The following is a 26,575-nucleotide window of genomic DNA, read 5'->3' as shown; positions in this document are numbered from 1 at the left end:
CCTATTATATAAATTTGTCCCTAAACTCGATTTGTATCGTTAGATCCAAACTTGTTCCATTTATTGAAATTTGATTATCACCAGGCATAAACTCTAGCCAACTTCCGTTCGGATAACCTTTATTATAATCAGATAATCCATTCGCTCCGTTCTTTAACACAGTCCATGTATTTCCGTCAATAATCCAATCTGTATTATTAAATGTACCTAGAGAGAATGACTTTCCATTCGCAGATACAATTACATTCGTTCCAGTTCCATTGATTTTTATGATAGGAGTTTGCACCATTCCACTAACAAACACGCTATATAACCTTGGAGAAGTTATTTTTTCAACTTGTCCTCCGCCAGTGTGACCAAAAGTATATATCGTGTTTTCAAATGTAATGGTTTCACTTCCCCATGTAACTTCATCATTTGTTACTAGACTATATTTACGCGGATCATCAGCAACTAAAACTAGCACCACGTCAGCTTCATCTGTTATTCTATCTGGAATGATTTGCTGCGCTAATTCAACATAATAAAACTTGTCCGGTTCATAATCTAATACCATTTTAAATTTCCTAGGATTACCGTACGGATCAAATAAAAAAGCAGTAAGTTCATTAAACTTCTGCTGCATCACATCATAAAACCGTTCCATAATTTTCAAAGGGAACGTAAAATGTTTTTCTTTTATTTCAGCACCAAATTTATAGGACCCAACTCTTCCTGGAATAAACATTGTTTTTCGGTCAAAAACAGGTGTGAGAGGGTCCTTATTACCAGGTTCATATTCGAAACCAAAATCCTCAAATCTATATTTATCATCAAGTGTAATCACGTTATCACTCCTCGACTACGAGCTGTAATTTTGTTATTTTGATTTATTTTTTGACTCATGCCAGGAGCTAACTTCGTATTCACTTCATCCACATCTAAATAAACATGAACAACAACATCTCCGCCCATGTTTGCTGAAATAGCGTCTCCAATTGTACCAAGCGTTTCTTTGTTGAGAGGTAAAACCGCTTCCGGTCCGGCTTCACCAGCACCTTGTAAACGTCCATTGCTCATTCCAAAAATAGTTGGTTGTGTAAAGATACCACCTTTTGCACGCCAATCCACATCGATGCCAGACGGATAAGATATTGTTTTACCAGCTACTTCTTTTTTGCTTGTTTTCAAGCTGAAATGTGGTAATGGTGGTAATTCAGGTTTTGGGATTTTTAATTTAAGATTGCTAAAGAATTCTGAAATTTTATCTAACCAACCTTTCACCATGTCGGCGGCTTCTTTTATCGGATTCACAATGGCATTTTTAGCGGCATTAAAATTTTCAGTCGCTGCATTTTTAATAAAATTGAACTTATCTACTGCTGCGTTATACATTGATATTACTTTTTCTACTACACCGTTATATGCAGAAGAAATTGGTTCAATAATATGCTGTTTCACTGAATTCCAAGCTGATAATGTCATAGATTTCAGTGACTCCCATTTTTGACTCAGCCAACTAACTAAATCACCAAATTTTTCTTTACACCAGTTGTACGCGGCCGTAACCGGGTCAATGATATATTTACTAAATAAGGCCCAGGCAACTTGTGCGGCTGCTGTAATAGCTAGCCAAGCTCCTTCTAGCAAAGTTTTCAAAAGTGAAATAATAGGGTCTAAGATTGTTAGAATTGTATTCCACGTATTAGACCAGGCTTGTGTCAGTTGCCCCAAAAAATTAGACGCTGTTTCGACAATGCTAGACCACAATTGACTAAAAAATTCAGCCAGTGGCTCAAAAAAACTATGTGCCATTTCCAAAAATGAAGACCAAGCTTGAGAAAAAAATTCAACCGTGGAATTCCAAGCATCACTGCACACTTGAACAATTCCTTGCCATAATTCGCCGAGCCATGTAGAAAATTGAGACCATTTTTCAGAAAGCCAATCGACTATCTCACCCCAGTTTTGAATGACTAATATAATTCCGGTTATTGCAAGCGCGACGGCTGCGATAATAGCGATTATAGGTAATATTGCAACATCAAGGGTCATAAACGATATTGCTAGAGCTGCAACGATAGGTGTTAAAATAATAAACGCTGCAGATAATGCACCAAGGACAACAGTAAAAGTTTGGACAGGTGCTGGTAATTTCGAAAACAAATCAGATACAGTTTTAATTGATTTTGAAATTGCTGGTAAAATGTCTTTTGCTATGTCAATCAACACTTTACCAAGCGGTTCTAAAGCTGCTTTCGTTTCACGCAACATACTCTGAAACTGCTGTCCGAAGGACTCTTCTTGGATTTTTTTCATTTCTTCCATGCTACCTTTTGTATCTCCAAGACCACCATTCACATCATTGAGACTAAGAACGGCTTGCGCGCCCATGTCTTCCCATTTTGTACCGAATAATGCAACGCCAATCTGATTCGCTTTCACTTTGTCATCCATGTTTCGTAAATCACCTAAAACGGCATTAAATACATCCGCTGCCGTGGCTTTACCTTCATTAAATGACTTCCAAACTTCTTGTGTAGATTCTGATAAATCACCAAATCCCTCAGATACGCCTTTAGAGCCATCTTGAACACGGATTCCGAACTCTTTTACAAGGTCATTGATGTAGTCGAGATTATACGATCCACTTTGAGTTCCGTTGGCAAGTATAGTGAACATCTCATCAGCACTGAATCCTGCTTGTTTGAACAGCGGAGCATATTCTGATAGATTGTCAAAAAGTTCGTCTGAATAATTGAGTCCACTTTGAGCACCAGCTGACAATAAATCAAATGTTTCTTGTGTAGACAAACCGAATTGAGACATTAACTGTCCTGCACCTCGAGTCGCTTCGTTCAGATCTACATCATAAATTTTTGCTAATGTTAATACGTCCTCTGATGCCATTTGCAACTCTTCATGCGGAACATCTTTCATATTTTGAAAGACTTTTATTAATGCCTGGTCAACTTCTTCGATATTTTCACCAAAACCCTTCTTCCAGGTATTTTCTGCTATCTTCTCTAGATTTTCTGCACCTTTTCCTGTTAAACCCAAACTTGCTTGGATTTTTCTTTGAGAATTATCAAACTCGATTGCAGTATCCATAGTTGATTTACCAAATCCAATCAACTGTTCAGACATGCCTTGTAGTATTTCCGTTGCTTCAAGCATGTTATTCAAGTCCATCTTGTGACCTAGCTGCTCTAAATCATCAGCGGCTTTGTCAGCACTTCTCCCTGCGTTTTCAAGTGCGTTTTCGAAGTTTTTCAATGTAGTTCTAGCTTCATTTAGCTTTGTTTCGAGTTGCTTGACTTCCACAGAATTCTCACCATATGCATGTTTTGCCACTTCCAACTGTTGTTCTAAATTCTGAACTACCCTATCTGTCAACTTCATCTGTTGTTGCAGTTGCTCATACGCCAGATCTAGCCTGTCGAATTCATCCGCATTGGCACCGAGTTCAGCATTTTGAAGTTTAAAAGCACTAGCTAAGCTCTTTTGTTCCGCTTCAAGTAGTTTTGTGCCTTGTTTCAATTTTTCCAAATCCTCTTGTGCTTTCCTAGCTTCCTGTGCTTCTTCTGATAATCCTTCTGTTACGCGTTTCATCGAATTAGCAAGTGATGTTTCTGCTCTCTCAGCATCTAGCAATTTACCATACATTCTGTTCAATTGTTCAGCTGTCGTGTTCGTGTCCTTTGCCATTGCTGTATACTCAGCGCGCAACATTTCAGTTCTCTTTTTAGCGGCTTCCATTTGTATTTCAAGCTTTTTCTTCTCAGCAATAAGTTTATCCGTCGCAGAAGCATCTTGCCCCATTGCTGCAATATGATTTTTATACTCTTTGGCTGCGTTATTCATAACCATATTGATTTCCTTTAACGTTTGAGCATATTGAACCTGTCCATTCATCTTAAAATTGAGTACAACATTTCTTTGCTTGTCTGCCATTTTCTCACCTCGCTTTTTTAATAGAATGGCGTCTGATCTAAATAAACCCGTTGTGGCTTCTCTTCAACTAATGCATCTGGATGATTGTATTTAAGATGCATAATGTACTGTTTCAAAAAATGATTAGGTGTGATTTTCCAAAAATCGACCATACTTAATCCCAACAACGTATTACCAACATAAAAATAAAAATCCCAGTCCAATTCGGACTGAGACTCTTCATTTTTAGTCAGTATGTTTTTTACTTTTTTTCTTGCTTCAGCTTCTCCATATCAGAGCGTTGGAAGTTTTGACCACTAAAGATTTCGTATACTACTGCAAAAATATCAGGAACATCATAGAGTGGTATTGCATGTTTAATTTCAGTTGGTGTACATTCAGTACCTCCGCTTCGCACCATTGCATAAATTAAAGAACGCATCAATTTAGCTTCTTTTTCTCCCAAAGAGAAACTACCTTTTCCCAGCATTTCATTCATTTCTTTTTCAAACTCATGATATGATTTCCCATATGCTTCTTCCACATAAGGGAATGATTCGAACGTAAAAATAACAGGGATTTCAACACCCTGTATTTTAATTTTATTTATATTAATTTCAACATTTACTAAGTCACTTAATCGTGCCATGTTATCACTCCTATCCTTGTGTTACTGTTCCAAGAGACGCCAGTTGAGACTCGTCACAAATTACTTGTTTCATAAAGTCAGCAACTTTAATGCCAGTCGCACTATCGCGGACTTCTGAAAAATCTACTTCTGTCACGTCATTAAACAATAACGGTGTAGCTTCCATATTCAGCGATTGATCCTTAACTTCTGCTTCATCTGTTTGTGTTCCAAACGTCTCTTCAGGAGGTGTAACTTGTACACGAGGATACCAACGACCCATACTAGAACCATCAGATAAAGGCGCGACAAAACCTAAAGCAAACATTGGATATTCCTTTACTGTTGCTTTATTAAACACAACACCTTTTTGTGCTAAATAACCATAAATTTTATCTTTTACCTCTTGTGGAAGTGCTACATGCTTCAAAGATAATTTGTTTTTAGAGTTTTTGCTGGCATTAACAAATAGTTTATTAGATGCCCATTTTTGTACAGTTTTACTTTCACCAGCAATGCCGATTTCAACAATGTTATCCATCACATAAATTTGGCTTTCATAAGTTGGAATAGCGTCTCGTGAATCTTTACCACTCGTCATCATGGCGATATATAGCGATTCGATACCAACTGGATACAATAACTCTTGTGCTTTTGTCATTTAAATCATCCTTCCATTTTATCTATTATTTCTTGAGCCAAAATGTCTGCTATTTTGTCGCCTTCCGCGTCAAATGTGTTTTGAACAAAGTGCCGGCCTTTCACACGGCCTTTACCATTCGATTTTTTATGCCCATTTTCAGCAAGATACCAATACCAAGCTTCGTCTTCAAATTCAACTCTAACAACGTCATCTTTTATAACCACTTTTAAACTATCTCTTAAATGCGTTTGCTTGTTTTTATTAGACATCTTAATTCGTGGTCTAAGCTTGTCTACAAAGTACTCAGCGGCTTCTATCAGTACTTTCATTTCAACTTCCTTATCAACACGCAATAACGTATTAATATCCTCAAGCGCATCTGCAAAGCCATTATTATTAGCCATTAATTAACACACCTCACAAGCGTTATAAACTGCGTTATGGTGTTGTCGTTCTCATCGTATGGTATTGCATCAAATTGAGAGTATTCGATACTAGCTGCGTTTAAAACGGCTTTCAATGGCTCAATATCCTGCTCAGTACCACTTGTGATAACCGCAATCTGATAGAGTGGCATTGATTTAAGTACTTTTGACGATGCACGCTTTTGAGTTTCATTCACAAATTCATACACAATGTATGGATATATCGCTGTTGTTGGTGCTTCGTCACGGTAAACTTGTAAACCCGATTGTTTCATGATTGTTCGCAACTGTTGAAAATTAAATTGCATGTGACAATGACACCTCCATCACACGATCATGCTCACGCACATAAATCCGTTCAATGTTATAAATCGTATCTTTAATTTTGATACGATACTCTTTTTGATTTTCTTCAATCGCTCGATCTAAACGAACTTCAATTTTCTTCACAACTTCGTTTGTATCTTTCGTTGTAAACTTGTCCATTGAAGTCACGCCAATATTGTTATATCTAATCTTTCGTTCGAATAGATATCCCATAACCACACGGTCTGTATCTGGGTCAATGGTTTCACCAAGTTTTAATAAATCAGCTGCCCATTTCAAATTGTTATTAAGTCGTTTCGACATCTGAATAAACCTCCTGTACAAAGAAAGGAGTTAAAGCATCAAGTGCCTGTTCTAATTCCTTTTCGGACACGCGATATTCATACATAATGCCGGCAACCATAATCACTAAGTATTCGGTCTGTGAGCCTGTCGCATTTTGTACGTATTTTTGCGCAGTAGTTAAATAAAAAGAGAGCATGGAATCATCCATACCCTCTTCCCAATGTATATGATCTTTTAATTTTTCAATTAAATCATCCATAATCCTTCACCATTAAGCAGGCTTTACTTTACCAACTTCATAGCGGTAAATGGCCGGTTCAAATGGAGAGTAAACTAATTGACCATCTAGTAAATTGTAAATTTGGAAACCAACCTTATTTGTACTTGAATATTTCTCAATAAGCTTTTGTAATTCCATTGCACCAATAACGTCTTGAATATGGAATGCTTTGAAATCACCAAAGTAAAACACTGGCTTAGTAGGATCTGCACCATCTGCCGCATCTGTGAAATCAACAGTATGACCAAGTAATTTGTACCCTACACCATTTGGAGCTTCATATAATAATGGCTTTCCGGTAGTATCAGTCATACCTTCCAGCACTGTTAATGCAGCACGGTTGATAATCCACATGGATTTCTTAAGCACTTCGGTCACCGGTTGACCTTTTAATTTTACTAATTGCTGATAAAGCTTTTGAGAATATCCAGCAGCAGTAATATCAATTGGTTCTGATTCGTAATATGGAACTGCCTTCTTAGCCAATGCACCAGGGTTTTCATTACCAACATCATTACCGTTAAACATGTAATTTGTTTCTTTACGGACATATGCCTTTTTCAATTCCTCGATTACGATATCTTCCACATTGACACCGGACATTTTGATAAGCTTCTTCGTAACGGTTGCCAGCGCATCAAATTCTGCTGGATCCAGAAGGATTTCATCAAATTCAATATCAGTTTCAGGGATTTCGTTTCCTGCACCACGTTCTTTTTTGTTAACATTTGCAGCTGCCTTCTTAACAAGAACAGGATATTTAACATTTCCGTTTGTTTTATGACGAGAGCCATACTTACGCAATAAGTTCTCTTCCTGAGCATAAGTGATGATTTCACTTGCAATGACTTCTGGAATAGTTACTGAACCATTTCCAGCTTCAATACCAAGTGAGCGCGCTTCTACTTCACTAATGTTACCAACTACGAAATTAGCAAATGCGGAACGAATTTCTTTTTCTTTTGTTTTAGTAGTTTTATTGCCTCGAGTAGAAAGACCAGCTTTAATAGCTACCATTGCTGCATTTCGTTGTTCTGCTGAAAGACCAGCTCCACGTTGACCGCCTTCATCCTCTCCTTCTGGATCACCATCGCGACCTTCTCCTTCATCACCAGAACCGCCTTCGTCACCTTCTGAAGAACCTTCCCCGGATCCTTCGTCACCATCTCCTTCATCATCAAGATTTGCTAAAGCATCAGCAACTTCTTGCAATTCCTTATTAATTGTCTCAATTTGTTCTTGAATAGACGCTAAGTCTTCAGCGCGTAATTTTGGACTTTCTACCTGAGCACGTAATTCTGTAAGTCTTTCTTTGTTTCGTTTTTGTAAAGCTAATAATAATTGACGATTCATTTATTTTTCCTCCAATAATTGATTTATTTGTTTAATCATTTTCATTCGTTGTTCCACTTCTTTACCAATCTCTTTGCTACGAACTAACGATGCTTCAGTATCGTCATAAGCTGGTATAGAGACAACTGATATTTCGTATAGTTCTACTTCGTGAATGGTCCTTAATGATGGTTCAACATTGTAATCCCAAGTTTCTTCAGTTATCCAAAATCCAAATGAACATTGGTTAATGTCTCCCCTGGACATACTTTCAGCTAAATCACGACCAACAGATGTATTAGGTAATTCAATTTCGAATTTTAGTCCTCTCTCATCCTCTTCTAGTCGCAATGTACCACTTTTTGTTCTACCAAGAACGTTATCCCAATTGTGATTAAATAACGCTCTAATATCGCCATTTTCAGAAAGAGAACGAGCAAAAGCACCAGGTTCAATAATCTCCTCAAACCAACCACCAATAGATGTTTTTGAATTAAAAACAGCTGCATAACCAGTTATCATAGAAGGTTGTTCTTCTGTAACATCCCTAGTGTTTAATTTGGTGATGTCAAATGTCCGTGTTTCCTTTTTCTTTGCCATTTCCATCACCTCCCTTCAAGCTATCATCAGTAGCGTTTTTCTCTCCAATTTTTGATAAATCATTAGAAATATAGATTGCTTGCGATTCAGGCGTATTTTGTTTAGGGAACCCAAGCATATCCGCAACGTTGTCTGGACTTGTAATTCCTGTACGCACAATGTTGTAACCGATATTTGTTTTTGTACTGTAAGTAACAAAATCAAGAATATTAATCTTAAATTTAATTCTCTTATCAGAATCTCGGCCGAAAAAAAGAAGACTCAAATGGTCTTCAAAGTTTTTCATTATTGGACGAACGGCTTTGTTATGCAAATACATCATCGCTTTTTCTAAATCGGATTGAATTAACTTTGTGTATGTGTCCACATTTATGCCCAAGAACTTACCTAAGTCTTTTTTATAAACATTCAAGTAGTCCAGCGTCTTTTGATCGTCAATTGGACTCTCAAGTGTTTCAATACTGTATCCTTTACCTAAAGGAATCATTTTGACACTTCGACTTTCGTCTATGGCTTCCAATTGGTCTAAGATAGCTTTGATAAGTTTAGATTGTGCACCGTTTTGCGGGTTAATGTGTGCGTCTAATTGTAATAGGAATGCTAGTAAACCACCTTTTTTATACTTATCAGTTAAAACTTTCTCAGCACTCATAACACCTTCAAGCGTATCTTTACCCAGCTGCATTAATCCAACGCCACGCAAGTGATCAGCACCGACATTTTTCACATGCCGAATCATAAAAGACGGTATTTCATTTCCATTGATTTTAAAATGTTCAATCAACCTGTCATCCAACTCAGTATAAACATTTTGCGCTAGATGCAATTGGTCCACATCAAGAACTGGGAACACTTCACCTTGTAACAAGTAAGTATTCGTCATAAGTTTTATAAATTCAGATTGTGTTAAATAGTTATTTGGATTCTTTAAAACCTTAAGAGATGGATGGTTTTTAATTTCCTTTCCATCTTTGTCTTCCACAACTATTTCTGCCAACATCATTTGATTACTAATGTCCTGGAGTAATTCATACACGTCACTAGATTCTAAAATATTTTCATCTGTGACGTATCGGCCACCATAGCGAATGGTGTTACTAAAAATATCTTCGAACCAGCCGCGCTTCTCCATCTGTCTGTACACAAAATTTGAAAACCGATCTCGTAAACCCAATATCTCACCGCCTTTCATATCTATCTATAAATTTCACTAATTAAATCATCCATACCGTCACCATCTATATCATCCATTTGCATCATGGTTTCTTTATGTGCAACTAAAAAGGCCACAAATCCATCAATCTTTTTCTTTGACTGACGTTTTGAAGGCCCCTTCATTCCATTTATGTTTGTTACTACAACTAAATTTAATGCACAGTATATAAATAGTGGGTTATCAGTGAATAATCGTTCTTCATAAATTAAACGTTCTGCATCATCAATCATAGCGTTCATAACGTTTGGATATTGATTTACTACAACACATTCAAGACCAAGGTTTTCACATTTCTCAATTAACTTCTGAGACATGGCCGGGTCATAGTTTAGTTGCTGCACATCGTATAAATCCATACATTCTTTGATGTAATCCAGCACTTGTTCCTGGTCAATCATTTTACCATCACAAAACTGCACGTAACCGCGCTCAACCAAGTCAGTATAAGGAACGTTGTCCTCTTTTTCACGAAACTCAATGTCTGCATTCGGTATGAAGTACATCTGCTTGACCTTCAGAATAGCTTTCCCTTCTTCATCATAAGTTGGAAAGTTCAAACTCACACAAGTTAAGTCTGTTGTTTTCGACAAATCCAGTCCAAGGTAACAAGTTTCTCCTGTTAAATCGCCAAGATCGTCCACAAGTACATGCTGCACCTGGTCTTGTTCAAAGTAATTCTCTGCACCATTTACGAATACGTTTAAATGTTTGGATAAGAATTCAGCTTTTGAATGTGCTGATTGCTTTGCTTTCTTGAATTCAATCTCGAGCTGTTCCATAGTGACGGAAACACCGATATTTGGGTTAACCATTGCCCAAACTTTACGATCTTCCCAATCATAATTCTTGTTCGGCTCCCAAATTGCAACAAATAAGGAATCATCATCATCATTTTCGAGAACATGCTTTGCATACTTGTACACTCGCATACCAACCGAAGAAGAACCCTTACCAGCCGTTGAAATATTGAGCATCATCGGTTGCTCACGAGATATCTGTGCTGACTTCAAGTTGTCGTACATGTCCATATTCTCTTGGGCATGAAGCTCATCATTTAAAACAAAATAAGGGTTCTTTCCCTCAAGACCCTTAGTGTTTTTAGTTAATACTTTGAATTTATTTTGGTAGGCAATACCATTGGTGTTATAACGATACATAGCACCACTAACTGTACCATTCACACCTTTATAAATTTGTGTAGGACGTGCCAGCGGTTCAGAATTTTCTATCGCTTGTGCAATTGGTTCAGCTGCATTTTGTGCTTGTTCATAGTCAGAAGCTGAGCAATAACAATCCGCACCAAGTTCACCTTCACCATACATTGCATAAAGAAGTGCACCAGCTGCAATGATTGTCTTCCCATTTTTCTTCGGTACCTGAACATATGATTCACGAATAACACGAACAGTTTTTCCTTTTTCATTCTTATGGTACCAACCATACATATTCGCAAAAATAAATATTTCCCACAGTTCTAATTCCATCAATTGACCCGCAAGCGGACCTTTTACATGTCGTACAAATGATTGTACAAAATCAATCATTTCATTTGCTCGATCTACTTCAAACCAAATGTCCTTACGTTTTTTCCATTTCTTATATCGTTCTACCGCAAGGATAATTGATTTCGGGTATTTCTTTTTATTACGCATGACGTTATTCGCATACTTATCAGCAAAGTTAACGCCTGGTGTAATAATCATTTGATTCCCCGCCATTTCGCTCGATGTGCCGCTAATTCATCTTTAGGCTCATTAGATGGAATATTTTCTGTGTTTTTAGTCGTTTTTTGCACACTTTTTCCCTTATTCGTCATTCCAAGAGATTCTAACATTTTATTCTTCTTATCATTCCAAGTTTCAACTTGTTGAGCAAGGGGATGCTTCATTTCATTTATAGCTCCAGCCTTGTTCTCATGCGTTTTTGTAGGAGCAAACCCCTCATCTTTCCAAGCATCAAACATGTTTTTATAAATAATAAAAGCATCTAAATAATTTTCAATTAATGGTTCCAAAGAAGGTGTGAAGAGATCCTCATCCGTCAATAATTTTGTGATTCTTTTTCGCTCTTCATCCCTTGCTATATCTAGCATTTCTAATCTTTTCTTTTTTGACATTCGAGCCACATTCACACCCCCCTTTATTTTTCAAAAGTGGCGCAACTCTTTACGTGCCCCCATTGCTACCTATCTTTCCCACAGGACAATTTTTAAAATTTGATAGGGGGGCTATCCAAAATAACTTGGAAAAACTGTTTTTTGTTTTTCTTCATTTTCTTCTTTGATGTGACATTTTGGACAAAGTAACATTAAATTATTTATTTCTAATTTAAGTGTTTCGTCTTGCCTAATAGGTATGATGTGATGCACATGAGCACTCCTACCAAAGACGAATCTTCCACATCGCTGACAGTATCCTTTCTCTCGTTCGTATACTTGAGAACGAACGAACTTCCATTCATCCGAATTGTAGAATGGTTTATTCTCATGATGATAGATGTTCTTCTTGTCCTTCTTCTTCCGTGGCTTATTGCGCTTATGTTCCTCACAATATCTACCCTTACTTATCTTGTTATGGCAGCCGTTAAAGTCACAGTACTTCATGACAGTAAAGCAATGATGTCATCTTTCTTTGTAACATTTGATGGAATCTCAATACCTTGTTCGGCAGCATAAGCACGCAACTCATTTACCTTCATATCTTCCAAGGATACTGTATTTAATACCGTTGTATCTGGACCACTTGCTAAGTCCACACCCATGATCATACTCTCAGGATTTTCAGTTACTTCGAATCCTGGCTCTTCACCAGCTGGTACAAATAAACTTCGCTTTTCTTTTGCATCCCAATACTCAGTTCCCGATACAGTCTTTCTAATTTCTACAATCATTCCTGTTCACTCTCCTTTTTTATAATAAAAAGCACCCAAATAGTTGAGTGCTTAGTTTTAATAAATAGCTATATTAATACGGTTTTGGACTTAGAATTAAGAGCTTCTTCCCTTAGATCAGCAATATACCTTGTTGAGTAAGAAGTTCCTACTTGTTCTGCTAGGATGTCCTGTAACTCTACAAGACTTTTGTCCATATTATCTAAAATTATATTTTTAACTTTTAACTCCTTAATAGCTGTGGATTTCGTCATTCTATTTTGATATGACGAACTATATTTTCTTTTATTATTTTCTAGATTTATAAGATCGTTAATATTTGATGTTATATCTTTACTAATTTTATTAACAATTTCATCAACTTCTTCTTTGGTAAAGGTCTCTTTCTCTTTACTTTCTTGAGTGTATTCGTCTACAACTTCTTCAGTAACACTATGCAACAACCTTGGATCTATTTTATCAACCTTAGCATCTACATTCCTTACATTAACTGATATTTCATTTAACAAATAAGATATTCGATCATTTACTCGTTGATTATCACTATCTTGTTTAAGTGCAATGAAAATCGCCACAAGTGCTAAAGCTATAGATACTGCACTAGATATGATAGTGAAATTCAACTCTATTTTATCATTGTTATAAAATCCAGCTATTAGTAAAATTATTATCGTAATTAATATTCCTACTAGCCAAACCCAATCTCTATTTTCCCACTTCTTATTTTCCATAAACTATCGCCTCCAAAACACATTATGCAATAATATGGAAATTTTATAAATATATTTTTATATATATTTATAAAACCTCTCAAAACACCACCTATGTAATTTTACATAATAAAAAGAAGAGCACCTGTTTCCGCAAGCGCTCCTCTTTGGGATTTGGATTACGAGAGTCCTTTTAACAAAAGTTAAATGGTGTACAAGCAGTATATGCTCATCCTTCCCGAAATGTGAAAAAGCACCCGAATGGATACTTTAATTTAAATCAACTATTTAAAAGCTTACATCCCGTCTGTCTACTTCTTTCGCTTCAATGATGCTTTTCATAATTAATACAGTTATTATCATGCCTGTACTGTAACCAATGAAGAAACTTAACCATGTCATTTGTATCATTCCTTCCAAAATAAAAAGCATCCACTATGTGAATACTTCGTTTTATTATGATTAAGTTATATTAATTCAGATTGATATGTAGGTGAAACAAATGGAAAATAAAGAACCTAAACAAGAATACGATCTAAGTAAAATATACGACTACAAAGAATACCCTGATAAAATTAGCGGTCGCTGTGATAATTGCGGCAACACTTTATTCAAGAGTTCCGTTAAAGATTTCATCTTCATAAGAGAATGTCGTCAATGCGGTATGAAGAAAAGCATATAGTCCTATTCAGGGCTTTTTTCTTTGTACAATAAAAAGCACCCGAATGGATGCTTAGATTAAACTTATTCATTATTACCCTCTCTACTTTCATCATTATCTGATTTCGGGTCTAACAAGCTTCCTATATCAGGCGGCAAAGTTAACTCTATACCAGCTACTGGTTGATTATCCTCATTAAAATAATACTTCTTCACCTTATTCAATTCTTCATTTTTCTTATTTTCACTCATATTACCCCGCCTTTTATGTATGATATTAAACACTTTACTTAATATGTACATTGAGAAAGATAATATACTATTTTTTCAACTCTCACACGACTTATACACTTTTTGCATAATAAAAGAGCAACCGTGCACCAGTTGCCCTTTCGTCAAATCTTTATGCTATTACTTTAAATACGGTAAATGAAGTTTTACTTTCAATCAAAGAAAGTAAAAACCGCTATCCAATCGGATAACGGTCTTCAAAATAGACAAGTCGTGCTGTGTACTTCATATTTCTTTTAATTTTGGTTAAGGTACTCTTGCGCCTCTTTCAGCTAACAACCACGATGAACGTCTTGGCTGGATTATCAGTCCACCCTCATTTCTATCTACCTAGGATGTTGCTAGCTCAAAGAAGAGCAAAAGCTCTTCATTACTTCAATGTTCATTCAATCTGCAACATCGAAGCTGTCGGAAATCAAGGTCTAAATCAAAAGGGCCGTTTAATTATAAAATTATCCTTGCGAGTCGTGTTATTCCCGTCACTCATCACAATACAAATATATCACAGTAATTCCAAATCAACCGGCACATTTGCGGTCAAAAAACGGTCACGACTCTGCCAATTAATCCAAAAAAATTCATAGTTATTCCCTCGTATTTAATTATTCATAATGTCCAATCGCTAGTTCTTCTTGCATTTTATCTTTCAAGTCGACAATATTCTGTTGAATAGCCTCTGTTAATCTTTGATTCTCTTGCCTTAATGAAGGTTCATAAAACTCGTAGTTTATCAATAAACTACTTAAATTCTTTACCAACTGCTGTGCTGCATCACAAACAGACTGCGACAAATATAGTTCATTTTTCCATAATTGTTCACGTGCTTTACTTAATTCATATTTAGCTTCTTGTATTTCTATAATCTTCATATAATCATTCACTTCTTTAATAGCTCTTTCCTTATCCCTCTCCCACATTTCAACTATTTCGTTTATTTTGCCATTTAAAACTTTTCTTTGTCCCAAATATTCTTTTATATCATCTGAATCATATTCCACAAACGTAGGAACAGATTTTAGACCTCTTAATGACAATATATAAGACTGTGCTATTAATATTTGTTTATATAATTCTGGATATATCTCATGCCTTTTTGAAGAATACAGACCAAAATCATGTATCTTCCTTTGAAAATCTAACTTTTGTTTTTCAGCATGTTGTTCTAACTCTTTTTTAAATTCTTCAAATTTCTTCTTGTAAACAAAAGATAACCCCTCTTTTGCCCATGTTTGAAAAAGGAAATAAAGTACTCCTGTTGTTAAGATAGAACTAAAGTATGTCTGCCAATTAATATTCGAAAAGAAATTTATAAATTTATCCACATTAACAATCCTCCAATTATTCCTATACGAATTATTATAACATTACAAGTTACTCATATCTTATATTTTGTGTAACTGCCTCAAACGCTGAATCGCTTGTCACACTTAACTTTATCAATCCTTTTATTTTGAGTTACACAACACATAAAAAATGGTTAACTGTAAAAAACAAAAAAGAAAAAAGAATGTTTGCTATATTTTGAACTTCTTCATAGCCTTATCCATTGCGTCTTGGTTTACTCCTATATATCTAAGCGTTACCCGTTCTGATGAGTGATTGAATATCTCCATTAGCAATGCTATATTCTTTGTCTGCATGTACATATGGTATCCGAATGTCTTACGTAATGTATGTGTACCAATCTCATCTAAACCAAACTCTGCTGCCGCTGCTCGAAGTATCTTATATGCCATGCTCCTACCTATTGGCCTGTTACTGTCTTGTCTGCTTTTAATTAGATATTCATGGTCTTCCTTTTCATCAATGAACCATTTCAACTCTCTTCTTAATGCTGCAGTAATTTGAATACGCTTCTGCTTACCTGTTTTCATTTCACGCATTGAAATATGGCTCCCTTTTAAGTCACCGACCTTTAGCTTCAAGATATCACTAATACGTAAGCCTGTATTAATTCCCATTACAAACAAGATATAATTACGTTCGCTCTTTTCTTTTAAATACTCTTTAATTTGCTGTATCTGCTCTAGATCGCGAATAGGTTGAACAAAATTCATTCTTGTTCACCGCCCTGTTGTTCGTAAACTTCTAATCTAAGAGCAAATGCAAGTTTATAAAAAGCATTGGCTTTATTACGTCTATACGTCCGCTCACTCATACCAATTTCGTTATAAACCATATAATCAAATACATCCTCATCCTCTAGATATCGCTTTACAATTATGTCCCTTTGGCTCTTACTAAAACGACTTAAAACTTTATCAACTTGAAAAGATAAGCGATTTAACTTCAATTCTCGTTCACTCAATTCAACATTTGCCAAAGCAACTTCTTCAGCAGGTTTACCTACTAAATTTGTCGGACCGTGATATCTTGGCTCACAAGAAGTTGTGACCTTCATTTCATTTCTAATCATCCCAAATTGTCTATAAATACGAATATTCTCAAGAACCTCTTCTAAACGCGCTTGTGTTGCTTTACGATCAATTTTAGGTAAAAAAGTTAATTGCCCCATCTATAATACACTCCTTATCTTTTTTATTAATAAAAAACATTCATCAAATCAAACATCACTAACACTCTTTACGCCTTGATAATACGACTAGATACCTATGATACTTTGCAAACAATGATTAAACAGACAATTAAAATTCTATTTTTAAATTAGAAAAGTTTATAAAAATCCTTATAACATTACTTTTTAAAAATAAAAAGGACACTAAATTGGATTCAATTTAGTGTCCTCACGCTTTCGTTCTTGGACAATTCTTCAAAGGAATTTTATGGGTTTTATAGAATTATATAATTGCATTATGAAATTTTAGAAATAAAGAAAGGGTGTTTTTTTAATGTCAACTTATTTCCCTATACTTAAGAACTCTACAGCTGAAATGAATGCACTGCAACAGCTTAAATCAGTGACTAAAGAATCTATCGTTCCAATAATTGAATCGAAAGTAATAAAACCTGCTAACCAGGCAGAATGGTGGCAAACTTTTGGAACATTAGGCTCCTATCTTTCTCGAAAAGTAAACGGTATAAAATTCATATATGACTTTATGCCTGCTTTTAATGAAATTGGTGAAGCGTCTGAATCAATGGTTTGTCCTAATACCAAAAACCTTATTACCTATTGTATCGATAAAATGGAAGAATCAACTTTAAATTATATTCCTTGTGTCCATTTTGACTCTCCAGATTGGATTATAAACTCCGTGATACAGAACACAAATAGTAACGAAATAGCTATTAGAATTCGCTGTCATGACTTCAATAGCCCTATGGAAGACTTCATTATTGAACGAGTTAACGAAAAGATTATTGGAGCAGCTCCCTCTAAAGATTTTTATATAATTTTAGATTTCTCCAATGTTGCTATAAATCAAAGTAGAATCTCAAATTCTATTACAAATTTTTCTCGATTACAGCATTCACATATAATTCTTGCACTAACAAATTGTCCGGGAGATGCTGCAAAGATATCTCCTTCAACTTTCGATATAGCAGATGCCCGCATTGATTTCCAAACTTATATGCATTTAAAAGAAACTTTTCCGACACTCCACTTTGGGGATTATACCGTCAGAATAAAAGGTGAACCCGATCAAAACGCCAATATAGATTACTATAATACTTATTTAAAAATATTCTACACAACTGAAGATAACTATATGATAGGAAAATCTGCACTTCTAAAAAATGATGGAATAGAAACCTTCATCTCTATTTGTCAAGAAATTGTGGATAGTGATGTGTATAAAAGCCAAGAGTTTTCAAATGGTGACCATGCTATCAAACAATGTGCAGACGAAGTTTTAAAAATTACAAACCACCAAAAACCAATAGAGTTTGGCATCAATCACCATATTGAATTAGTAGCAGATCAACTTCAACAGCAAGTTGCAGTTTCAACTCAATCACGCCAATTTTGACGAGTCTTTAAAGAATAGTATACAAATTCTTTAATAGAAGTAATATCCTGCTCATTCTTAAACAAATCTAATAGTTCGTGCTTTTTTAACTTCTTTAGCTTTTTAGAATATCCAAGAACATCTACTAAAGCTTCTAATTCTTTTTTCCATAGCAGCTTTAAAAGAAGTTCTAATTCTTGGGACGATTTTTTTCGTCCCTTCCTTTTTGTAATTAACCTATCCCCTTTACTACTTACCACCTTTATTCCCCACCAATTTGGAATAATCTCTTTCACTTCATTGTAATATTTTGGCGCTACAACGATAGTCATTCTTTCAAATAATTGATTATAATACTCCATTTGTCGAGGTAAGCGTATAAGTGTGTCACATTCACTTTTAATTTCAAATCCATGTATTATACCATTGACTACGGCAACGTCTATTCTTGAAGCTCCAAAATCTATTCCTAATTCATTAATTATTCTTGTGTTTGAGTCATTCTTGTGCTCATCATAAAGCTCTGCTAATAACATTTCCCTTAAATGTATATCTCTTAATTTCATTATCATCACCTATTTATATAATAAAGATTCAAATAATATTTTCAAGAATAACGCTACTATAATAATAATTCGCTTTCTTCAAATTTAACCCTTTTCGCTTGTCCCTTCACAGTTTCAACTATGGTAAACCCATGTTCTACCGCTTCACAAATTTTTGCTTTTCCTTGATTCCCATCTAAAATTAATACTAGTACTTTACCTGGCTCTATATTGTGCTCGATTTTTAAGCCGTTCAGATTCACATCTATATCTTTGATTCTCACATAGATCACTCCAATATGTTATAATTTATAAAGGTTTAAGTTGGGAGTAATCTCAACTTTTTTATTTGTCTACAGATATTGCACAACGTTATCTGGAACAAATGCTTGCTCAAGGGATAGATAGAGTCTTATCGGAATGGGTTCTTTATTTTCCCTTGCTTGTTTACAAAGTTCCTCAGCTTCTTCCCAATCAAACTGTTTATCTGTTACACGTTTGTACCTCCAAATACCCATCGTATAATCTTCAAATAGTTCATACCGATCATCAGGCGCTGTTGTTGGTTTTAATTCTTCAATTGCTCTTACCTGTCGTGGAATTTGAACAACTACATCAGTAAATCGCAATTGTGAATTCACCAGATGAATATGTGCTTTCTTAGGATCAAATGCTACTACTGGTTCAACATCAAATATTGTTAACTGCTTTGGCATTGCTCTTTCCCTCCAATACCCGCAAACCCGTTTTTAAAATCCCTTCAAGTTGCGTTAATGTTAATTGATCTAATGTTTTCCCATTTACCTCAGATAGCCCTAAACTAAGTAATTTACGAATAGTGAGCAATTTCCGTCTTTCAACCTCCTGCCTTAATAACATCATCATGCCTCCTGTTGGTTATCGTATCTTCTCTCTAAATTAATGAATTTGCTAAACTCTTTAATAAATGCAAGTTCAACTGTACCTACAGGGCCATTTCTCTGCTTGGCTAGAATAATTTCAGTTATGTTTTTATTCGCTGTTTCTGGATCGTAATAATCTTCACGATATAAAAATGCAATCAAATCTGCATCTTGCTCAATTTGCCCTGTCTCACGTAAATCAGATAATAAAGGACGTTTATCTTGTCTGTTCTCAACAGCACGACTTAACTGTGATAAAGCAATTACACATACATCCAATTCCCTAGCCATCAGTTTCAGTTTCCGGCTAATCTCGCCAATCTCTTGCATACGATTCCCTCTATGCTTTGGATCACCAACAATAAGCTGTAAATAATCAATCGCTATTAATACCTTTTTATCTGGATGTTTACGTTTCAGTTTTCTGGTTTTCGCATAAATTTCTTGCATTGTTACATTTACCTTATCGTATATTTCCAGTGAGAGATTGTTAATCAATCCCATTGCTTGGCTGATGTTTTCCCAGTCTTTGATATTGCAAAGTTTCTTAGGATTTTTCATTTTGGTTGCATCAACATTACCAGCGCTAGAAATCATTCGCTTGAGCAATTGTTCTTCTCCCATCTCTAGTGAAAAGATTCCAACTGCTGTATTCGAATCTGCTGCATGGTAAGCAACGTTTAGTACAAACGCCGTTTTCCCCATTGCTGGACGTGCACCAACAATGATTAAATCTCCTGCCTGTAATCCAGAAGTCATTCGATTTAAATCGTTATATCCAGTATTTATACCTGTTAAATCACCAACATCAACCTGTATTTTTTGATATAGCTCTACAAGAGTTCCTCTTAAATCAAATTCACCTGCATATCCTGTCTCTTCAATGGCATTCAGCTCATCAATTGTGTTGCTAATCGCACTAATATCCTTGTCATTTTTAAGACTGTTATATAAATTGACAACTACTTCTTGAGCGTGCCTCATCTTCCAAGATTCGATAACTAGACCTTCGTGATAAGAAAAATTCTTTGTTGTTGAAACTACCTCGGTTAAATTAACAAAAAACTCTACACCGCCAATTTGCTGGATAAAGTTTTCATCAAATTTAGCAATTACTGATACAAGATCTACTGGGCTCTCAGCATCATCTAATTCCTTCATAGCCTTAAAAACAATTTGATGTGCTGGATGTGAAAATTGTTTTTCTCTTAACTGACAATCTTTAATTAAATCACCTTCAAGAAGGATACTACCTAAAACACTTTGTTCAGCTTCTATATTGCGAATGATTTCGTTATTCATTGCATCATCCATCCGTTCTGCTGGTTAAGTGCTGCAAGTTCTTCATCAGTAGGCACATTTTGTTTCCAGGACTCTTGTTGCTGCAATACTTGCTTTGTTGATTCAGATAAACCTTTTTGTGGGTAAGTTGGTTGTTGCTTCACCTGTGCTATTTTCTTAGCGCGAAATGCTTTATCAGCCACCTCGACATCCGCTACTGTTTTAAGACCTTTAAGGTGCCAATCTCGTAAAATTGTATTTACGTAAGACATATTTCTAGTATTTTTCTCTAAAGCAATTTCCATGGCTTTAACAACAAGCTCTGCATTTAGGTCATCTACCCAAGCATGAATACCTTCTGCGATAAAAGGTGTAATGAATCCAAAATTTTGTTCGTAAAAAGAAATCGGATTAACTTCAACAACTTCTTCCGCGCTCGCGCGTTCTTCTTGTTGTTGTTCTTCTTTTTCTTCTTCTTTTTCTTCTTGCCCACCTGTCGTTGACGTATCGTCGAAGGTATCGTTAGCAACAAGAAATTCTTCGAAAATGGAACGAATTTTATCGTTTTTAACTTTTTGTGCAACTAAACCGACCAGACTAACATCTGATACTCCATCTAATTCTTTACGGATACAATCCTCAATCGGTTTACCACCTCTATTAAGGTTGTATTTTCCCCAGTTGGTAATCGCTAATTCTCGTGTTTCTGGATTATACTTAACTAATTTATGGTGCTTTTCAAAACGATCTAAGAGTGAATTAATACTTTCCATGGAGTATCCTAAATCAAAAGCCATTTGCTTTTTCGTAATTTGGTATACGCCAATTTGTGTAGTACGTGGATTTGTAAGAAGATACAGATTAAACAACTTATCTTCTGGAGTCATTTCCTCAATAACTTTTGCATCCTGCCAAAATGAAACTTGTACTTGTCTATAAACTGCCATGTTATTCATCCTCCCGTTTACATATCGCAAATCCGCCTTCTATACGTAATAAGCGATAATTCTTATATCCTTTTGCAAGATACTGCTGCACTAAGTGAATAAGATGCTGCTTTGATGTCGATTGCTGAAATATCTTAGGATTCAGTAATACTCTATGTAATGTTTTGTCTAAAATCATGCAGCACCCCCATTGTTATATAGCTTTTAATTTGATATAATTGGCTTAACTTAATATTTGAAAATCATTGATCTATCGCTCTGCAAAGCGGTAGATTTTGTATTTTTATGCTTCAAGATAAACGAAGCCTCAATAATTCTGATTCGAATTGCTATTAACTTCTTATTAAGCTTTAACTCTCTAACTTTACTTGACTCTCCAAAAATTGTAGCTAGCTTTATGTCTCCGCTTAATTCTGCTTCAAAACGAATTAACTTCTTGTAATCATCTAATCTAGGGTTTTCATAATTTACTGTCATTTACTATTTCTCCTTTACATTTGATTTTTCTATACAGATTACTTAATCAACTGTCTGTATACCGTCTCGCCCTTAAGGACATCTTCCAGTATTTAAAGACATCCTTCATTGAAAAATCATATTGGTCACATAAAACAGCTACCAAGTTTGTCATTGATGCTGCCGCATCTAAAATTTCATGCATAACCTTTTTCATTTCTTGTTTTTCATTTTCTGATAATGCTTGCGGTGGCTTAAACCAACAAACTGTTTCTAGTTGTTCAAGTGCTTCCGCTGTTTCTTTTTGGACCATATATTTCATGCTTGTAGGATGATGATCAACAAATTCCCCGTTGAAAAAGGGAATACTAACCGCTCCAGCTGCTTCTTGCCAAATGTGAAAGAAAAATTGTGGATCATCCAGTGCTTCTGAAATATGTTTGTGTAAATCCTTTGGCAAATGACGACTATTTGTTTCGTACTTTGCCAATGACTCACGACTTGCAGGAATATCTAAGGAGAGTTTTTCTTGAGTGTGACCTTGTCGTTTACGAGCCATGGCAATTTCTTTTCCTATGGCCATTTCTATATCCCCCATTCGTACCTAAACGATTATTTATTTGTGACAAGTAAATATGATAATTTTTTCTTTAGATAACTTGTTTGCTATAAAACTCGGTATTCTCTTCTATCCAAAAAGTATGCTTTTCAATCCATTGGAAGAGAAGATGTGTCGGGATCAATACTCCTGCTTCACGGAATACGGGAAAATCAGAGCGATTTAACAACTCAGAAGCTTTTGTACGTTTGATGTGAAGGAGCTCCATTAATTCCGTTACAGTAAGAAATGGCGGCAATTCATTTTGTTTTTGTAAATGTACCGTTGCCCTCTCCACTTCTTCACGAATGATTTGGCGAAAACTATCTACATCGAAGCTGAACATGTGGATCACCACCTTAGGCTAGTTTTTTAATACCTCTTGCCATTTTGGCAATATTCTCTTCAAAAAAAAGGTCAGCTATGGGTACATCAAATATATCAGCAACCATCGCTAAAGTTTCAGCAGAAAATTTATTACGACCTGTTTCTAAGTAGTAATAACCATTAATTGTTTTATAACCAAGCCTCTTAGACATCTCTTCAACTGAAAAATCTAACTCTTTTCTAAGGTATTTAATTTTTTCTAAATCAACCTTTTTAACTGTTTGTAACATTTTGCACCTCCTCATTTTGCCGAATTGGTAACTTATGCCTTTATATTATATTACCATTTCGGCAAAGTCAATCGATTTATATCCTTTTCGGTAAGTTTATTTTAGCTTATTTACCGATATGGTAAAATATTTAATATAAAAAAGAATAAAGGGGAGAAATATGAGCACATTAGCTAAGCGAATGCGTCACGTGCGCGAAATAAGAGGATATTCTCAAACTAGAGCTGCACAAGCTTTAAATGTTTCAAATGTGCAATTATCCCGTTATGAAGCAGGTGAACGAAAACCTGATCCAGATTTTATTAAAAATGCTGCTGATTTTTATGAAGTTTCTACTGATTACCTTCTAGGGATAATTGAAACATATACACATGAAAATGATACAGAAATTGACAAAGCCCTTAACGATCCAGAACTCGGTTTATGGTTCAAAGACATTAAAGATGCTTCTCCAGAGAAGCAAGAAGAACTGCGTCAGTTTTGGGAGTTTATCAAGATGAAAGAAAAGAACCGTAAGCCTGGGGATGAACAAAAATAATACACGCTCTTATTGCGTGTTTTTATTTATTCTGTAACTGTATAAAAATTACACATTTACATATTTTTTCAGATCACGAAAAATTAGATTGGTTATAAAAAACAAAAATATCAGATTTCTTAAAAAGTGGCTCTGTTAAAGTAGAGTGTTTATATTTAATACTTTCCCAATTAGTTATTTTTTATTGAGAGGTTGATGACAATGCCTTGCGTACATGAATTTGGAATAATTGATAATTTCGAAAGTCAGAGAAATTACAATGATTATAACCCTCAAAAATACAATTGCATTTCTGTTGATGATGATATTATCAATAGTTTAAATAAACTTTTATCTATAATGAAAACCTACTTTCATTCATTTAATCGCCCAGAATATGGTTTAGCCTATTGGGGAATAACAATTATTCCACCTGAATCATTATCATTATTTTATGATATAGTCACATCTTCAAGTTATTTTAAAAAATCTGCTGAACTAAATGAACTGGCTTCAAAAATTATAAAGGCAACAGAAGAAAAGAAATATATGATACATTATGGGATTTAAACCTAATACTTAGTTAATTCTACAAGATCATTATGGTATAGATTTCAAGATTTATCATTTAACAAGAAAGTGGGAAATCCTGATAAATAAGGTTTCCCTTGATTATTATGCAAATATCAACATTAAGGTTTAACAGAGCCTAAAAAATAGAAAATACGATTTAACTTCCAAAAAGCCCCTATACGGGCTTTTCTTTTTGCTCTATAATAAGAACGTATGTTCTTATTATACAAATATGGAGTGAAATGACATGTACAAATCACAGCCCTACTACACTACACAACTCGAAGACTACATCCAAAACTTGTACCAATCGCTGTCTATCTTTGTTCCAGAACAAATGGATATGATGAAGATTGCAAAAAAGCTAAACATTTGGCTTTATTTCGTTCCGATAGGAAGTTGTGCAATGGAGCGTAACGGTCTAGCAAGCATCGTATTAGATGACCGAAAGTCTCCACAGGAACAATTCGAAGATTTTGGTCATGAAATGGCACACCTACTCTTTCATACTGGGAATCAATTGAGTATGCCAAAGATGTTCTTAGACTATCAAGAAGCAAAGGCACAGAATTTTGCTATGCACTTTTGTATTCCTACTTTTATGTTGCAAAAGTTACCTCTCCCATCTATACGTTCAGAAGCAATTTACTTACTTTCTAATACATTTAACGTCACCGTAGAGCTTGCTAACAGGCGTTTAATACATTATGAAGAGCAAATGTTTGCAAGTCGCATACAAGACGTTTTACGGGTATATTACGCTGTTTAAATAATTATTAGGAGGTCTTAGTCCAATGAAAGGATATTTTAGAAAACGCGGTGACAAATGGTCTTTTACAGTTGATATTGGTATCGATCCAGAAACAGGGAAACGAAAACAAAAAAGTAAATCTGGTTTCAAAACAAAAAAAGAAGCACAAAAAGCTGCCGCGGTACTTATTACACAAGTAGAGCATGGTGACTATTTTGAAGAGAAAAAAGTTACCGTACAAGAATTTATGACACTTTGGCTTGAAACTGTGGCAAAGCATAATGTAAAATCCTCTACTTTCGCTGCATACAAAACAGCTGTTAAAAAAATTGTCACAGTAATAGGACATAGAAATATACATGAGCTAAAGGCTCCAATGATAACAGCGATGTATAATAAGTTCCTTAATGAAGGTGTGACAGAAGACTATGTAGGACTTCTTCATTCAATTTTGAAAACATCTCTAAATACTGCGGTTAAATGGGAATATGTGCACTCTAATATACTTACAAAAGTCACCAAGCCTAGAAAACAAAAGAAGGAAATGCAAACATGGTCATTTGAGGAAGCACGAAAGTTTCTTGATTACATGAAGAAAGATAAACAATATTATTATATTTTGTACATGCTAGCTATATATACTGGTATGCGCCGTGGTGAAATTTTAGGTCTTCGTTGGGGAGATATTAACTTCGAGACAGAAAAGATTAATATTAAACGAACATTGTATTACACTCCAAATGAAGGTATCTATGTGCAATCAACAAAAAATGAGCAATCTTCCCGAGCTATTTCTATTTCAAATTTTGTAATTGAAGAACTTAAAAAATATCGCATTTCTCAAAAAGAATTTGGACTACAACTTGGCATAATTTTTTCGGATGATAGTTATGTTGTAACAAAAGAAACTGGCCAACCTTTAAATCCAAATGGTATATATGATCATTTTACAAAAGCAATTAAAAAGGTTGGCTTGAAAAAGATTCGCTTCCATGATCTACGACATACTCATGCAACACTTATGTTACATCTTGGAGAACATCCAAAGATTGTTTCTGAACGATTGGGGCATTCTTCGATTGAGATGACAATGAATACATACTCGCACGTTACTTTAGACATGCAAAAGGAATCATCTGATCGATTCGAAAAAGCATTTCGAAAAACAAATTAGACTCAATGTGGTCAAAATGTGAGCAAATATTAAAAAATGCAAAGCTAAACCCTTTATTTACAAGGATTTTGGCTTTGTATTTTTGATACAACATGTACGGACAAA

The 26,575-nt window shown here is 35.1% G+C and carries 37 protein-coding genes; 6 read left to right on the top strand and 31 right to left on the bottom strand.

Features of this window, described 5'->3' with window-relative positions; all coding sequences use genetic code 11:
- Positions 1 to 4: 4 nt before the first annotated feature.
- The 16 genes from CN326_RS13975 to CN326_RS13895 form a co-directional block, all read right to left on the bottom strand.
- On the bottom strand, positions 5 to 826 hold the full coding sequence (locus CN326_RS13975; RefSeq protein ID WP_098309621.1) for a phage tail domain-containing protein: 822 nt from the start codon (positions 824 to 826) through the stop codon (positions 5 to 7).
- Positions 823 to 3,933: a phage tail tape measure protein gene (locus tag CN326_RS13970; protein ID WP_255258132.1), complete on the bottom strand. Its 3,111-nt coding sequence runs from the start codon at positions 3,931 to 3,933 to the stop codon at positions 823 to 825. The genes CN326_RS13975 and CN326_RS13970 overlap by 4 nt, the downstream gene beginning before the upstream one ends.
- Before the next feature lie 241 nt (positions 3,934 to 4,174).
- Complete coding sequence (locus CN326_RS13960) at positions 4,175 to 4,561, bottom strand: hypothetical protein (protein WP_098309619.1); 387 nt, start codon at positions 4,559 to 4,561, stop codon at positions 4,175 to 4,177.
- A gap of 10 nt (positions 4,562 to 4,571) precedes the next feature.
- Positions 4,572 to 5,201, bottom strand: a complete 630-nt coding sequence (locus CN326_RS13955; RefSeq protein WP_255258131.1) for a major tail protein — start codon at positions 5,199 to 5,201, stop codon at positions 4,572 to 4,574.
- Positions 5,202 to 5,206: 5 nt separating this feature from the next.
- Entirely contained in the window at positions 5,207 to 5,587 is a 381-nt protein-coding gene (locus CN326_RS13950) for an HK97-gp10 family putative phage morphogenesis protein (protein WP_098309618.1), read from the bottom strand.
- Positions 5,587 to 5,916, bottom strand: a complete 330-nt coding sequence (locus CN326_RS13945; RefSeq protein WP_098309617.1) for a hypothetical protein — start codon at positions 5,914 to 5,916, stop codon at positions 5,587 to 5,589. Before CN326_RS13945 ends, CN326_RS13950 begins: the two co-directional genes overlap by 1 nt.
- Complete coding sequence (locus CN326_RS13940; RefSeq protein ID WP_098309616.1) at positions 5,906 to 6,238, bottom strand: hypothetical protein; 333 nt, start codon at positions 6,236 to 6,238, stop codon at positions 5,906 to 5,908. Before CN326_RS13940 ends, CN326_RS13945 begins: the two co-directional genes overlap by 11 nt.
- Positions 6,222 to 6,479 carry a head-tail connector protein gene (locus tag CN326_RS13935; RefSeq protein WP_098309615.1) on the bottom strand — a complete coding sequence of 86 codons (258 nt, stop codon included), beginning with the start codon at positions 6,477 to 6,479 and terminating at the stop codon, positions 6,222 to 6,224. The genes CN326_RS13940 and CN326_RS13935 overlap by 17 nt, the downstream gene beginning before the upstream one ends.
- Positions 6,480 to 6,491: 12 nt before the next feature.
- Complete coding sequence (locus CN326_RS13930) at positions 6,492 to 7,853, bottom strand: phage major capsid protein (protein WP_098309614.1); 1,362 nt, start codon at positions 7,851 to 7,853, stop codon at positions 6,492 to 6,494.
- Complete coding sequence (locus CN326_RS13925; protein ID WP_098309613.1) at positions 7,854 to 8,432, bottom strand: HK97 family phage prohead protease; 579 nt, start codon at positions 8,430 to 8,432, stop codon at positions 7,854 to 7,856.
- On the bottom strand, positions 8,401 to 9,606 hold the full coding sequence (locus CN326_RS13920; protein WP_098309649.1) for a phage portal protein: 1,206 nt from the start codon (positions 9,604 to 9,606) through the stop codon (positions 8,401 to 8,403). Before CN326_RS13920 ends, CN326_RS13925 begins: the two co-directional genes overlap by 32 nt.
- A gap of 20 nt (positions 9,607 to 9,626) precedes the next feature.
- Positions 9,627 to 11,351: a terminase large subunit gene (locus CN326_RS13915; RefSeq protein WP_098309612.1), complete on the bottom strand. Its 1,725-nt coding sequence runs from the start codon at positions 11,349 to 11,351 to the stop codon at positions 9,627 to 9,629.
- Entirely contained in the window at positions 11,348 to 11,764 is a 417-nt protein-coding gene (locus tag CN326_RS13910) for a P27 family phage terminase small subunit (RefSeq protein WP_255258130.1), read from the bottom strand. Before CN326_RS13910 ends, CN326_RS13915 begins: the two co-directional genes overlap by 4 nt.
- A gap of 111 nt (positions 11,765 to 11,875) precedes the next feature.
- Positions 11,876 to 12,250: an HNH endonuclease gene (locus CN326_RS13905; protein WP_098309610.1), complete on the bottom strand. Its 375-nt coding sequence runs from the start codon at positions 12,248 to 12,250 to the stop codon at positions 11,876 to 11,878.
- Complete coding sequence (locus CN326_RS13900; RefSeq protein ID WP_098309609.1) at positions 12,247 to 12,537, bottom strand: Rho termination factor N-terminal domain-containing protein; 291 nt, start codon at positions 12,535 to 12,537, stop codon at positions 12,247 to 12,249. Before CN326_RS13900 ends, CN326_RS13905 begins: the two co-directional genes overlap by 4 nt.
- 68 nt (positions 12,538 to 12,605) lie before the next feature.
- Complete coding sequence (locus tag CN326_RS13895) at positions 12,606 to 13,268, bottom strand: hypothetical protein (RefSeq protein ID WP_098309608.1); 663 nt, start codon at positions 13,266 to 13,268, stop codon at positions 12,606 to 12,608.
- Between the two features lie 481 nt (positions 13,269 to 13,749).
- Between CN326_RS13895 and CN326_RS25100 the strand changes: the two genes are divergently transcribed.
- Positions 13,750 to 13,929 carry a DUF8096 family protein gene (locus CN326_RS25100; RefSeq protein WP_098309607.1) on the top strand — a complete coding sequence of 60 codons (180 nt, stop codon included), beginning with the start codon at positions 13,750 to 13,752 and terminating at the stop codon, positions 13,927 to 13,929.
- A 62-nt stretch (positions 13,930 to 13,991) separates the two neighbouring features.
- Here CN326_RS25100 and CN326_RS24665 read toward each other — a convergent pair whose 3' ends face one another.
- The 4 genes from CN326_RS24665 to CN326_RS13870 form a co-directional block, all read right to left on the bottom strand.
- Positions 13,992 to 14,159: a hypothetical protein gene (locus tag CN326_RS24665; protein ID WP_098309606.1), complete on the bottom strand. Its 168-nt coding sequence runs from the start codon at positions 14,157 to 14,159 to the stop codon at positions 13,992 to 13,994.
- A 641-nt stretch (positions 14,160 to 14,800) separates the two neighbouring features.
- A complete protein-coding gene (locus CN326_RS13880; protein ID WP_098309605.1) occupies positions 14,801 to 15,520 on the bottom strand; it encodes a hypothetical protein in 720 nt (239 codons plus the stop codon).
- Positions 15,521 to 15,712: 192 nt separating this feature from the next.
- Complete coding sequence (locus tag CN326_RS13875) at positions 15,713 to 16,255, bottom strand: site-specific integrase (RefSeq protein WP_098309604.1); 543 nt, start codon at positions 16,253 to 16,255, stop codon at positions 15,713 to 15,715.
- A complete protein-coding gene (locus CN326_RS13870) occupies positions 16,252 to 16,713 on the bottom strand; it encodes an ArpU family phage packaging/lysis transcriptional regulator (protein ID WP_098309603.1) in 462 nt (153 codons plus the stop codon). Before CN326_RS13870 ends, CN326_RS13875 begins: the two co-directional genes overlap by 4 nt.
- Before the next feature lie 334 nt (positions 16,714 to 17,047).
- On the opposite strand from CN326_RS13870, the gene CN326_RS13865 reads away from it, so the two are divergent.
- Positions 17,048 to 18,130, top strand: coding sequence for a beta family protein (locus CN326_RS13865; protein ID WP_098309602.1), 1,083 nt, complete (start codon positions 17,048 to 17,050; stop codon positions 18,128 to 18,130).
- Here the strand turns inward: CN326_RS13865 and CN326_RS13860 are convergent.
- The 11 genes from CN326_RS13860 to CN326_RS13815 all read right to left on the bottom strand — a co-directional run bounded on the left by CN326_RS13860 (position 18,112) and on the right by CN326_RS13815 (position 23,455).
- The gene (locus CN326_RS13860) at positions 18,112 to 18,675 is read right to left on the bottom strand and encodes a sce7726 family protein (RefSeq protein WP_098309601.1); all 564 of its coding nucleotides are present in this window, start codon (positions 18,673 to 18,675) and stop codon (positions 18,112 to 18,114) included. The genes CN326_RS13865 and CN326_RS13860 overlap by 19 nt on opposite strands.
- Before the next feature lie 56 nt (positions 18,676 to 18,731).
- Positions 18,732 to 18,938, bottom strand: a complete 207-nt coding sequence (locus CN326_RS13855) for an XtrA/YqaO family protein (RefSeq protein WP_176524623.1) — start codon at positions 18,936 to 18,938, stop codon at positions 18,732 to 18,734.
- 69 nt (positions 18,939 to 19,007) lie between these two features.
- Positions 19,008 to 19,370 (bottom strand): cell division protein SepF, encoded by a 363-nt coding sequence (locus CN326_RS13850; RefSeq protein ID WP_098309600.1) that lies wholly within the window; start codon positions 19,368 to 19,370, stop codon positions 19,008 to 19,010.
- Entirely contained in the window at positions 19,345 to 19,533 is a 189-nt protein-coding gene (locus CN326_RS13845; RefSeq protein ID WP_098309599.1) for a hypothetical protein, read from the bottom strand. Before CN326_RS13845 ends, CN326_RS13850 begins: the two co-directional genes overlap by 26 nt.
- Positions 19,534 to 19,535: 2 nt before the next feature.
- Positions 19,536 to 20,858 carry a replicative DNA helicase gene (gene dnaB, locus CN326_RS13840; protein WP_098309598.1) on the bottom strand — a complete coding sequence of 441 codons (1,323 nt, stop codon included), beginning with the start codon at positions 20,856 to 20,858 and terminating at the stop codon, positions 19,536 to 19,538.
- Positions 20,855 to 21,784, bottom strand: coding sequence for a DnaD domain-containing protein (locus CN326_RS13835; protein WP_098309597.1), 930 nt, complete (start codon positions 21,782 to 21,784; stop codon positions 20,855 to 20,857). Before CN326_RS13835 ends, dnaB begins: the two co-directional genes overlap by 4 nt.
- Before the next feature lies 1 nt (position 21,785).
- A complete protein-coding gene (locus CN326_RS24660) occupies positions 21,786 to 21,962 on the bottom strand; it encodes a hypothetical protein (protein ID WP_176524621.1) in 177 nt (58 codons plus the stop codon).
- Positions 21,963 to 22,012: 50 nt separating this feature from the next.
- A complete protein-coding gene (locus tag CN326_RS13830; protein WP_098309596.1) occupies positions 22,013 to 22,261 on the bottom strand; it encodes an RNA polymerase subunit sigma in 249 nt (82 codons plus the stop codon).
- A 46-nt stretch (positions 22,262 to 22,307) separates the two neighbouring features.
- Positions 22,308 to 22,823 carry a helix-turn-helix domain-containing protein gene (locus CN326_RS13825; protein WP_035434653.1) on the bottom strand — a complete coding sequence of 172 codons (516 nt, stop codon included), beginning with the start codon at positions 22,821 to 22,823 and terminating at the stop codon, positions 22,308 to 22,310.
- A gap of 67 nt (positions 22,824 to 22,890) precedes the next feature.
- Complete coding sequence (locus CN326_RS13820) at positions 22,891 to 23,184, bottom strand: helix-turn-helix domain-containing protein (RefSeq protein WP_098309595.1); 294 nt, start codon at positions 23,182 to 23,184, stop codon at positions 22,891 to 22,893.
- 13 nt (positions 23,185 to 23,197) lie between these two features.
- On the bottom strand, positions 23,198 to 23,455 hold the full coding sequence (locus tag CN326_RS13815; RefSeq protein ID WP_098309594.1) for a helix-turn-helix domain-containing protein: 258 nt from the start codon (positions 23,453 to 23,455) through the stop codon (positions 23,198 to 23,200).
- 160 nt (positions 23,456 to 23,615) lie between these two features.
- Between CN326_RS13815 and CN326_RS13810 the strand changes: the two genes are divergently transcribed.
- From CN326_RS13810 to CN326_RS13795, 4 genes are all read left to right on the top strand, one after another.
- A complete protein-coding gene (locus tag CN326_RS13810) occupies positions 23,616 to 23,993 on the top strand; it encodes a helix-turn-helix domain-containing protein (RefSeq protein ID WP_098309593.1) in 378 nt (125 codons plus the stop codon).
- Between the two features lie 201 nt (positions 23,994 to 24,194).
- Entirely contained in the window at positions 24,195 to 24,542 is a 348-nt protein-coding gene (locus CN326_RS13805) for a short-chain dehydrogenase (protein ID WP_098309592.1), read from the top strand.
- A gap of 250 nt (positions 24,543 to 24,792) precedes the next feature.
- Positions 24,793 to 25,314 carry an ImmA/IrrE family metallo-endopeptidase gene (locus CN326_RS13800; RefSeq protein ID WP_098309591.1) on the top strand — a complete coding sequence of 174 codons (522 nt, stop codon included), beginning with the start codon at positions 24,793 to 24,795 and terminating at the stop codon, positions 25,312 to 25,314.
- A 25-nt stretch (positions 25,315 to 25,339) separates the two neighbouring features.
- Entirely contained in the window at positions 25,340 to 26,470 is a 1,131-nt protein-coding gene (locus CN326_RS13795; RefSeq protein ID WP_098309590.1) for a site-specific integrase, read from the top strand.
- Positions 26,471 to 26,575 lie beyond the last annotated feature (105 nt).

Source organism: Bacillus sp. AFS018417 (assembly GCF_002560985.1).
GTDB lineage: Bacteria > Bacillota > Bacilli > Bacillales > Bacillaceae_G > Bacillus_A > Bacillus_A rhizoplanae.
Note: the sequence above shows the minus strand (reverse complement) of the source record. Positions and strands in the feature narration are given on the sequence as shown.